Consider the following 11,523-nt stretch of genomic DNA (forward strand, 5'->3'; position numbering starts at 1 on the left):
ATGATCGTTATGTTAAGCAACAGTAAGTCTTCATATGAGTTCTGTATCGACTTGGCGTCGTTACCTTTTATCTCTGATCATTGCGTTGGTGGTAATGATAATGCCGTTGTGCCGGCGACTTTCTATAAAGAAACAATCCATAAAGCATTCACTGATCTGTGGAGTGTGCCTTTTATTATGGAGAATGTGTATTTTTATAATGCACTTTCTCTGCAGCAAGGGGATAAGCATTTCCTGAGTATTGAAGTGAATCAAACAAGTAAACACGAAGCACGTTGTGAAGTGTTTCTTACCCACAGTGATTCACCAAACTTAGATAAAAAGAATATTTTATTAGCAAGTTGCACGGCAAACACAACTGGTGTGATCGTACCTGATGAGGCGATCAAAGATATCAATGCAATAAAATCTCGCTGCTCCGAGAATATGAAAGGCGAGAATATTTATGAGCGTTTAGAGTCAATGGGATATTTTTTTGGTCCCTTACATCAAGGGCTCAAGGAAGTTTGGATCGGTACTGATGAAGCGGTGGGTGTGGTTGAATGCTTAAGTGAGCTTAATCGAAGTGACGCTGCTCTACATCCTGCTTTTATTGATAGTTTTAGTCATATCGCATTGGCTTTGTTACCAGCTATTCCAAATGATGAAGTGTTTGTCACCCTGCAGGAAAGCCAGGTACAGTTTTTTGGTGTGCTGCCAAATGAAGTTTATTGCCATGTAACGAGAGAAGAATCTAGCGAAGATAAGTACATTAATTTTAACTTTAGCCTTTTTAATGCTTCAGGTGAATTACTGGCAATAATCCGTGGTTATAGAATGTCCCGTATTGCGACTGGTTATTGGGATGTTCTGGGAACTTCCAGTCGTATTCGGCAAGGATATTTTAATATCCATTGGCACAATGAAGAACTCCCAGCATCTTTAAGCGCCTTAGAGGGAAAAGTTTGGGTAGTATTATCTAAAAACAATGAGAGCGTTCATGATATAGCTCGCATGATTGTATCTCAAGGAGGAATATGTATTAGAGTATTTCCGGGAGAGAGCTATTGTAATCATAGAGATCATTATGAAATTCGACTAAAAAATAAAGAAGATTACGTGAGTTTGGTCAGTGACTTAATGCGTTCTGGCGCACCAAAAATTGGTGGTGTTTTACATTTGTTGTCGGCACCTGGTGGAACCTCAATTGACAATACAAATATTGCAGCAGGTGTCGTTGATACAGCCAGTGTAAATAATGTTTTAGATCATGGCTTGTATAGTGTTTTATATTTTGTGCAAGCGCTTGGCGAGACAGGTATCAACAATTTAGATGGATTTATTGTTGTTAGTGATAAAGCCTCTGAGCTTATGATGGGGTGTGTTACAGGATTAGGGTGTACGATTCATCAAGAATTTTCCGATTTAAACTTCCTTCACATTATTTCTTCTGAAAATCTTGTTACTAGTGTGGAAAAAGCTCTTGTTGAAGTATTCACTGATGACCGAGAAAATCTAATTGAATTACGCAATGGAAATCGTTTCGTGCCAAGGCTCGAACCATTGAGTGCGGAAGATATTAAATCCACCGGTAAAAGCAGCGCCAGTAATGCGACATGCATAGACCCTCAGGGAAGCTATGTGGTGACCGGCGGATTGGGTGAAATAGGTTTGGAGTTGGCACAGTGGCTGGTCGATGAAGGTGCGGGCGCTATTTATTTATTAGCGCGAAGTGAACCGAGTGATAAAGCAAAATCATTATTAAAAAAATGGGAAAGCTCACAATCGCGGGTTTACTCCATTTTTACTGACATAAGCGATAAAAGTAGCCTTGAACAGGTGCTTAATGAATTACGCACCAAACAATTGCCCTTCAAAGGTGTATTTCATTCGGCAGGCACAACACAAGATGGCTTATTAGTTTCGCTAGATCGTGAGGGCTTTGAAAAAGTGTTAGCGCCAAAAGTTTTAGGCGCTTTATGGTTGCACGCTTTAACCCGTAAAGACAATTTAGATTTTACTGTGTATTTCTCCTCAGTAACCACTGTCATTGGGCAAGCTGGTGTGGGTAACTACGCTGCAGCAAACGCTTTTCTCAATACTCTGGCTTCCTGTAGATCAGAGAGTGGTTTTCCCACCCTAAGCATGCAATGGGGTCCTTGGAAAACAGGCATGTTTAATGCTTTGAGTGAACAGCAACGCAATTTCTGGGATAAGCAAGGGTTCAGGGCTTTTGACGCGGCTGAGGGGATTTATGTATTAAAACAAACGTTGATCAGAAATTCGGAATTTAAATCTTCTGAACTTAGCCAACCCGAATATATAAATAAAAGCAATTTAGGGTATTTCCCAATTGACTGGGGTCTTGCCCTTGCTCGTAAAACAGCAAGAGAGCTTCCTTCGTTGCTTAAAAAATTAGTTAAACCAGATAGTGAAGAGAAATTTATCACTCAAGATAGTTTGCCTGTTATTAAAAGTTTAGAAGCATCAGCTGTTGTTGAACGAGTGCCTCTCCTAGAAGAGCATATTACACGCTTACTAGAATCCGTAATGAATTTTGGTTTAAGTACCAGTGAGTTTGATAGTTTAGTTTCTGAAGGACAAACTTTTCAGGAGCTTGGTGTTTCCTCAATCACCGCTGTGGAATTAACTGAGCGCTTGCAAGACGACCTTGCGCTTCAGCTACAACCCACATTGCTATTTAATTATCCAACCGTCTTTTCACTTGCTGAATATTTATTGTCAAGGCTAGATATGCCTGTTGTAGAGGAAGAAAAAACACCTCAATCTGATGGCAATGAAGACGCCGTGGTCGACACTGATGATATGGATGAAGTTGATTTGGTTGACTTTCTTGACCAGCAAATCGAAGAGCTCAATTTACTACTTGAGGAGTAACAATGATGAATCACAACGACATACACTCTACCGTCATTACCTTGATTGAAAGGGTTGCGCAAGAGCAGGCATTAAGTATTCATAGTGTTGAAACCCATCATGCAATAACCGACGATTTAGGTTTCACTTCCTTGGATGTTGCAACACTCGCTGCCTTGCTTGAATTGGAATTTGATGTTGATCCGTTTGCAAACAATATGGCGGTGATAACAGAAATTCGAACCGTTCAAGATATTATTGGGCTTTATACAAAATGTCTGAACTTCAGCACCGATAGCACAGAGGATGACCAAGCTATCGAGGAGGTTGAATCTTCCCGAATCGAGCGTCGCAAACAGCGACGTTCAAGAAGCTCTTAAAAGGTCCCATCTTTACATTTAAAAGCGGCAATTAGCGCTAACCCACATTTAATGGACTTTGCAGGCAAAGGCTGTTTTAAAACTAAATTGTATGAGAAGGAAGCGAATCTAATGAACTCCAACAATAGTTCAGTCATCGATGAAATTGCAATTGTCGGTATGGCAGGGCGGTTTCCTGGTGCTAATTCGGTAAATGAATTATGGGAAAATTTATGCGCAGGTAAGGAAGCCATTCGTTTTTTTTCGGATGAAGAGTTGCGCAAGGCCGGTGTAAGTGAAGAAGATATAAATAACCCCAATTACGTAAAAGCGGCTCCAATATTAGACGATATTGATTTATTTGATGCAGACTTTTTCCAGTATTCACCACGCGAAGCTCAAGCGCTCGATCCTCAGCAGCGTATTTTTCTAGAAACCGCTTGGGAGGCGCTTGAAAATGGTGGATATACGCAATCTGAAGGGGCTTCCATTGGGATGTTCGCTGGAAGTGGCGGTGTTGTAACAAGTTACCTTCTTGCTTACCTCGAACAGCACCCTGAAGTTAAAGGGATGACGGGTGGCTTTCAACACCTGGGTAATGATAAAGACTTTTTATCCACGCGGGCGTCGTACAAACTTGATCTAAAGGGCCCGAGTGTCGGTATACAAACCGCATGCTCAACATCATTAGTTGCTGTTCATATGGCTTGCCAAAGTATTTTAAATGGTGAGTGTGACATGGCATTAGCCGGAGGGATTAATATTAGAGTTCCTCATGTGGCCGGTTATCACCGTCAGGACGGTGATATATTTTCGCCAGACGGCCACTGTCGTGCATTTGATGCTAAGGCTGATGGTATTGTATTTGGTAGTGGTGTTGGATTGGTTTTACTGAAGCGTTTAGAAGATGCCAAAGCAGACAATGATTTAATTTACGCTGTAATTAAAGCCTCTGCTATTAATAATGATGGCGGGAAAAAACTAAGTTATACCGCATCGAGCCAAAGTGGTCAGGTTCGCTGTATTGAAGATGTATTTTCCGTTGCCGGAGTCTCAGCGGACTCTATTGGATATATTGAGGCGCATGGTACGGGAACAGCGATGGGAGATCCGGTGGAAATCTCCGCATTAACTCAAGTATTTACAAAGCAGACGCAGCGCAAACAATTCTGTGGGATTGGTTCTGTAAAAAGTAATTTGGGGCACTTGGACACGGCTTCAGGAATTACAAGTTTAATTAAGACTGCGCTTGCATTGCATCATAAGAGAATACCGCCAAGCATCAATTATACAACGCCTAATCCAAAAATTAATTTTGAACAAAGCCCTTTTTACGTGGTGGACAAAGAAACGTCATGGCCTGAAGTGGATGGTCCTAATCGAGCGGGTGTTAATTCTTTAGGGATTGGCGGGACTAATGCTTTTGTTCTGCTTGAAGAGTTTTCAGCGGAAACACAACCCATTGAAAAGGCCAAAACGAATAGTGATGCACAGCCTTATATTATTGCTTTGTCAGCCAAGTCCAACAATGCACTTATTGAACGGGTGCGTGATTTACAACAATTTATTGCCTACAACAAAGTAGATTTGGTACTTCAAAACCTTAGCTATACCTTATTATGCCGTCGCAGCCATTTTTCATGTCGACAAATATTTGTGGTGACCTCTATTGAAGATCTTGAACAACAACTCGTTCAATGCCTGAACACACCGAAAAATCCATCGTTAGAAAATAGCGCAGACTGCTCGCAATACGAACCCAATGCTTTAATCGCGCTGGCAGTTGAATTGAAGAAATCCGAATCTGAAGATTACACTCGGAGTCTGGTGGAATTATCAAAATGTTATTTGTCTGGACACCAAGTTAGTTGGCGTAAACTATTTGCCGGTGAAACTGCGCAATTAGTTGCATTACCAAATTACCCATTTCAGCGGCAACGGTATTGGGTAGATACATCTATAAATATTGAAAGTAAATCCAACAATAAAGCATCCGCGATTATTAATGTTGCGCCTCGTTGGGGAGGGGAGCGTGTTCGATCTCCCATTTTCAGTGATAAATTGGTTTTTGAGTCGACTCTATCTGTCGAGAGCTTTCCCTTTTTGGCCGACCACCTTTTTGACGAAACGCCAATGGTGGCTGCATCGGCGCTGATATCTCTGATATTGGATGTCATCAAAGAGCACTTAGATGGTGACTATACACTCGATCAAGTGGCATTCTCCGAGGCCTTCTATTTGCCAGAAAGTGAGAATAGAAAAGTACAGTTATTATTAACTCCTGAAAAGGAAGGCGAATATGGTTTTCAAATCAGTTATTTCGACGACCTACTTGAAAATGATGCGAATGGCTGGCGTACACCGCTGACAGGTAAATTAGTACCGGCATTAAGTCAGTTGTCCGCCACTGCATCCAGCGCTCATGTTGAAAGCAATACACTGGATGAAATCATTGATGTTGAAGATTTTTACTCACAATTAGCTGATCGCTCTTTACATATGGGAGTATCTTATAAACGTTTAACATCATTACAACGAGGTGAGTTAGTTGCACTTGGCGAATTAGGTTGTTCTGCCGAAGTTAGAGATTCTGAACCTTTTGCATACAACTACCACCCAGGAACTCTTGATGCATTATTTCAATTAATGCAACTATTGGTAATTAAAGATTTAGATGAAAATCAAATATCGCTATTAATAGGCTGGGAGAGTTTACAGTGTTTTCAGCCTTGCCCAACAAAAGGATATTACTCGGTGAAGTTGCGCTCACGGGGAGCCTTAACTGTTGCAGATATATACCTTGTGGATGAACAAGGTGCCCTTGCATTAAAAGTGGAAGCAGCAAAAATTCAAAGTGTGGCTCGTGATCGTATTCCAACACATGAGCCTGCACGTTTTAGCCGTTGGAAACATATTTTTGACTGGGTTCCTGTGCAATCGCTTCCAGTGGATACAAGTAGTGCTAAGTCTGGCCACTGGGTTATTTTCTCTGATAACAACGGACACGGTGACAAACTACAACGTATGATGGAGTCGGCTGGCCATTCAGTAAGTAGCGTTTACGTACAGCGCTCCCCAGTAGAAGACAACAACTATTTAGTACATCGGCCGGATGCCGTCGAGGAATATCATTCGATTTTTCAAGATATTTCGATTAAGCATGAATCTAAAATTAACGGTGTTATTTATCTTTGGGGTTTAAATGGTACTGCGGTAACCCAGACCCACGTGGGGTCCCTTGCAGGTGACAAAGCTGTGCTTTGCGGTGGTCTATTGCATATTACCCAAGCTTTGGGAAAAGCAAATATTCCCATGTGGATTATCACTCAGGGCGCGGTATCTATTGGCAATGAAAACGCCAGACTGAATCCTATTCAAGGTATGTTGTGGGGTATGGGGCGTACCTTGCCAATGGAGAAACCGCAGGCAGACTGTTGTCTTGTGGATACAGACCCCGCTGCAATCGTTAATGTCAGTACTATTTTTCAAGAGATTTTTTCAGGTGGTGACGAAGATCAAGTGGCCTATCGTCAAGGGGCACGTTTTGCTGGACGCTTAAGATCTTTCAGCGATGTTCAGAAAAAGCCTGCAAAACAATTAAAAGTACCTCGCGATGCGTTTGATATTGGTTTTGGTGCACGAGGGGATCTTCAATCTATTGAATTCTTGTCCACAGAGCGTGTGCAACCGAACTCGGGTGAAGTTGAGATCGATGTGGATTATTCTGGAATCAGTTATCGCGATCTGTTAGTTGGTCAGGGAGTTTTGCCAAGAAACAGTACATTGGGCGATGATGGTGTAGGCACCGTGGTTGCGGTAGGCGTAGATGTAGCTGATATTAATGTCGGTGATAAAGTCATGTTTTTACATCAGGGCAGTTGGCGCTCACATATAACGGTACCTAGTGAACGAGTGTCTACGATTCCGCACGGTATCACTGACGAAGAAGCTGCCACGATACCCTTGGTATATCTCACTGCGTTTTATTCGCTCCACCTACTGGGTAAGCTTAAGCAAACGGATACAATTTTAATTCACTCTGCGGCAAGCGGTGTGGGCTTAGCGGCTGTAAATTTAGCCCTTGCTGCAGGTGCAACAGTATATGCCACCGTGAGTAGCACTGAAAAGGAAACCTATCTACGTTCGTTGGGCGTTGAACATATATTTAATTCGCGCAGTCACCACTTTGTGAGTGAAATTCGTTATTTGCTTGGTGATAAGCCAGGGGTGGATATTGTCTTAAGTGGTTTGTCTGGTCTTCTTGCTGAAGAAAGTTATCGACTGCTAGCGCCAACAGGTAGTTATGTTGATCTCAGTAGGGTGCTACCTGAAACAGCCATCCAACAAGATGGTGCAGATTATCATGCAGTTAATTTGTATAACTTAATGGATGGGGATGAGCCGAATGTCGTCATTAGTGAAATGTATCAGCGTATTTACGCTTTGCTGGTGCAGGGTAAAATTAAACCTTTGCCTTCGAAGTGCTATTCCCTTTCGCAAGCAATTACAGCGCTTGATGATTTCTCCAAAGTCGCGCATATCGGTAAAAGAATATTCGCTTTTAAACATAATAGTGACCGAAGAATTAAAAACAACGCAAGCTATCTTATTGTCGGAGCGTTCGGTGCTCTAGGCCCTTATTTATTAAATTGGCTTGTGGATCAAGGTGCGCAACACGTTATTTTAACAGATGTGATTGAACCGCCGCTGTTTGCAATGGAGCAGATTAAAAAACTACAAGCGAAGGGAGTTTACATCGAGTGGCAAAAAGCAAACGTCTCTAATGCTGAGGAAGCACAGACATTGTTAGTAAAAATAACTGCATCTATGCCTGCATTACGTGGTGTTTTCCATTGCGCCGCGATTATTGATGATGAACCGATGGCTACCCAACAATGGGATAATTTTGAAAGAATTCTTACTCCAAAAGTCGAAGGTTCTTGGAATTTGCATGTGTACACTCAAGGATTGTCGTTGGATCATTTTGTGATGTTTTCGTCCATTGCTAGTCTTATGGGTTCTGCAAATCAAGGCAATTATGCTGCGGCTAACGCTTATCAGGATTCTCTTGCGCATTATCGCCAGCGCTGTGGAATGTCGGCACTTGCCATTAACTGGTCGCCGTGGACTGTTGGTATTGGTGCTGCAATGGGTGAGCGAGCAGCGGAGGTTTGGAAATCTTGGGGCTCTAGCACATTAAACCCAGAAAGGGATGTTTCCATTTTATCCTCATTAATTTTACAAGAGTTACCTCAAGTAGCTGTTCTTTCTATTGATTGGCCGACGTTTACTCGTCAGTACACTGAAGTACCAAGGTTTTTAATCGACCTTGCGGACAAGGTGCGGCCAGTGAAAAAAGCTGAAACCCAAGAGCAACAACTCAGTGAGTTCGAAACTCTATTGATAGAGACTTCACCGGAATTGCGCAGTGAAGTGGTTGAAATTTATTTGCTCGAAAAAGTCTCTTCGATCTTAGGGATTCCAATAGATGGTATTGATAAAAACATTGCCTTTTCCGAGCTAGGTTTAGATTCATTATTAGCAGTGGATATGAGAAATCTTTTACAGCGTGATCTTCGCAGCCAAGACTTACCGGCAATGCTTATATTTGCTTATCCCACCGTTAAAGAACTCTCTCTGTTTATATCTACGCAAATGGCTGAATATGGAAGTACCGAGAGTGAAACGTATGAAGAAAATGCTGACAATGTAGATAACAATAGCGACCTTGACAATATTTCTGCCGAAGAACTACAAGCCATGTTAGAGCAGGAATTGGAGTTAATGGAGAGTTAACATTCGTCATGAGTGAGAAGGATTAATTATGTCTAATGCAGAAGAGTCATTGCGTAAAGCTTTACAAGTTATCCAAAAGCTTAAAAAGAAAGTACAAAGCCTTGAAGAGCCTATCGCTATCATTGGTGTCGGTTGTCGTTTTCCTGGGGATGCTGGTAATGCAGAAGAATACTGGCGCAACTTGGTGCAGGGAATTGATTGTGTGGATCGCATTCCCGAGAGCCGTTGGGATGTTGATGCTTATTATGATCAACAGCCTGGAGTAGTGGGAAAATTTAATACTCGCTTTGGGGCATTTATTAATGATGTAGACCACTTTGATGCTGACTTTTTCGGAATTTCAGTACAAGAGGCTAGTACTATGGACCCACAGCAGCGAGTGCTCGCTGAAGTGGCTGTGGAGGCCTTGCAAGATGCTGGTCAAGTTGTAGAGGATTTGTCTGCGACACGTACTGGGGTTTACATCGGCATGGGGAGTGACAAAGTAGATTACCTTTGGATGCAGCCGCGCGATTACAGCCAAATTAATAAATATAGTGGCGTAGGCAATGCACACAATGGTGCCTCTGGCCGTTTGTCTTACATGTTTAATTTGCAGGGGCCGAGTTTAACCATTGACTCGGCGTGTTCTTCTTCTTTAGTTGCACTTCACTTAGCTATCAAAGCATTACGTCAGGGTGAATGTGATCTTGCTTTAGTTGGTGGAGTTAGCTTGATGCTATCGCCTTTGGTACATGTAATGTGTGGCCAAATGCAACTGCTTTCAGAAGATGGGCGTTGTAAAAGCTTTTCGTCCGATGCCGACGGATTTGGTCGAGGAGAAGGTGCGGGTCTTATTATCATTAAACGTCTTAGCGATGCCGAGCGCGATAACGATAAAATATATGCTGTTATTAATGGCTCTGCGGTAAACCACAATGGTAAAAGTAACGGATTAACCGCACCGAGTCAGTTAGCACAAGAGCAAGTAATGCGTGATGCTATTCAAAGTGCAAAAGGGATTGATCCTAAAGACGTGTCGTATATTGAAGCCCATGGCACAGGTTCGGGGATTGGTGATGCAATGGAAATTGAAGCCATTAAAACTGTATTTGGTGCATCTAAAACTGATGTTGAACAAGCATGCTTTTTAGGTACGGTTAAAGGTAACATGGGTCACCTTGAAGCTGCTGCAGGGGTTAGCAGTGTTATAAAAGTTGCTCTTGCGCTTCACAATCGAAAAATTCCTCCGCAAATTAATTTTAAATCGCTGCACTCCAGTATTAATTTAACCAATAGCCGTTTTTCTGTGGCGACAGAGGCGATGGACTGGCCTGCTGGAGACGCACCGCGCGCAGCAGGTGTAAGTGCTTTCGGATGGTCTGGTCAAAACGCGCATATTATTTTACAAGAGTATGTGAAAAAAAATCAGCCGAGTGATCGAAAACGCACAGAAGATATTTGCCTTTTACCTATTTCTGCCAAAACGGATAAGGCCCTAATAGCGTTAGCCAAGCGTTATTTAAAGCTACTTGAAAAAAATGATGTGGATTTTAATTCTGTTAGTTACAGTGCAGCAGTGGCGCGTGATCATTACCCCTATAGGATATGTGTTCGCGGCAATAATGGAAAAAGTGCTGCGGCGTCATTAACACAACTAATCAAGGAGCGTGAGGCAAATGACTCAGCGTGTGATGCACCAAAATTAAATCATGCGAGCTTTGTATTTTTTAATGGGCTAGATGAAGACTTCAAGCATAGTGTTGCCGATTTGTATCAGCGCTACAGCGTTTTCAAAGATGTCATTGATGACTGTAATCAAGTTCTTATAGAAAAAACAAACGTGAATGTGTGTGACATGATACTTAGTTCGAAGCACGATCAATGGTTATCTATGCGTCCATGCATAGTGTTTGCTTTCCAGTCGGCCTTGGCTGCATTACTGACGAATTGGGGAATCCGACCTAAAGCGGTAACAGGATTTGGTGTTGGTGCTATCACAGCGGCATATATATCAAAAATACTGTCGCTGAGTGATGCTTGTGATTGGTTGCTTGTGTTTGAGAAGGAAAAAACTCTGCCGTCATCCAAGGTAAATCATGTGTCCATCCCTTTTATTTCTCCATTAAATGGAGAGCTAGTGAAAGCTTTCGATGGGGTGATGGTCATGCAGACGACTGCTCTCGAAAATCAATACATTGTTGATTTTCTCGATGGTGTTTACCAGCGATGTAATCACATTGTGCAATTTGGATGTGCTAAAGGTAGCCAAAATGCAATTGAAACAAATGAAAACCCACTATCCATATTTAACCGCTGTTCTCCACAGTCAGATCCTTTATTAATTATGTTGGCATATTTATATGAGCGTGGATACCAGGTTAAGTGGAGACATATTTATCCCGACAAAGGTGTTCTTGCTTCATTGCCAAGTTATCCGTGGCAACGACAAGCATTTAGATTAGATAGCCATATCCATACTTGTTTATAAAAGAGACAAGTAACTAAACTTGAATAGATAAACGGAAATTCA

At 42.0% G+C, this 11,523-nt stretch carries 4 protein-coding genes; all 4 read left to right on the top strand.

All coding sequences use genetic code 11. From position 1 onward, the window contains the following. Nucleotides 1-2,877, top strand: coding sequence for a type I polyketide synthase (locus NNX04_RS02830; RefSeq protein WP_261947430.1), 2,877 nt, complete (start codon nt 1-3; stop codon nt 2,875-2,877). Between the two features lie 2 nt (nt 2,878-2,879). Beyond that, nucleotides 2,880-3,236 (top strand): phosphopantetheine-binding protein, encoded by a 357-nt coding sequence (locus NNX04_RS02835; RefSeq protein WP_261947431.1) that lies wholly within the window; start codon nt 2,880-2,882, stop codon nt 3,234-3,236. A 111-nt stretch (nt 3,237-3,347) separates the two neighbouring features. Then, complete coding sequence (locus NNX04_RS02840; RefSeq protein ID WP_261947432.1) at nt 3,348-9,011, top strand: SDR family NAD(P)-dependent oxidoreductase; 5,664 nt, start codon at nt 3,348-3,350, stop codon at nt 9,009-9,011. 28 nt (nt 9,012-9,039) lie between these two features. Continuing rightward, nucleotides 9,040-11,481, top strand: coding sequence for a type I polyketide synthase (locus tag NNX04_RS02845; RefSeq protein WP_261947433.1), 2,442 nt, complete (start codon nt 9,040-9,042; stop codon nt 11,479-11,481). Nucleotides 11,482-11,523 lie beyond the last annotated feature (42 nt).

Origin of the sequence: Cellvibrio sp. QJXJ, from assembly GCF_024452345.1 — a bacterium.
In the GTDB taxonomy this organism is placed as follows: Bacteria; Pseudomonadota; Gammaproteobacteria; order Pseudomonadales; family Cellvibrionaceae; genus Cellvibrio.

Excerpts from the sequence above, each read along its gene's own strand:
- NNX04_RS02830 (WP_261947430.1), top strand. The coding sequence starts at position 1 with ATGATCGTTATGTTAAGCAACAGTAAGTCTTCATATGAGTTCTGTATC.
- NNX04_RS02835 (WP_261947431.1), top strand. The coding sequence starts at position 2,880 with ATGATGAATCACAACGACATACACTCTACCGTCATTACCTTGATTGAA.
- NNX04_RS02840 (WP_261947432.1), top strand. The coding sequence starts at position 3,348 with ATGAACTCCAACAATAGTTCAGTCATCGATGAAATTGCAATTGTCGGT.
- NNX04_RS02845 (WP_261947433.1), top strand. The coding sequence starts at position 9,040 with ATGTCTAATGCAGAAGAGTCATTGCGTAAAGCTTTACAAGTTATCCAA.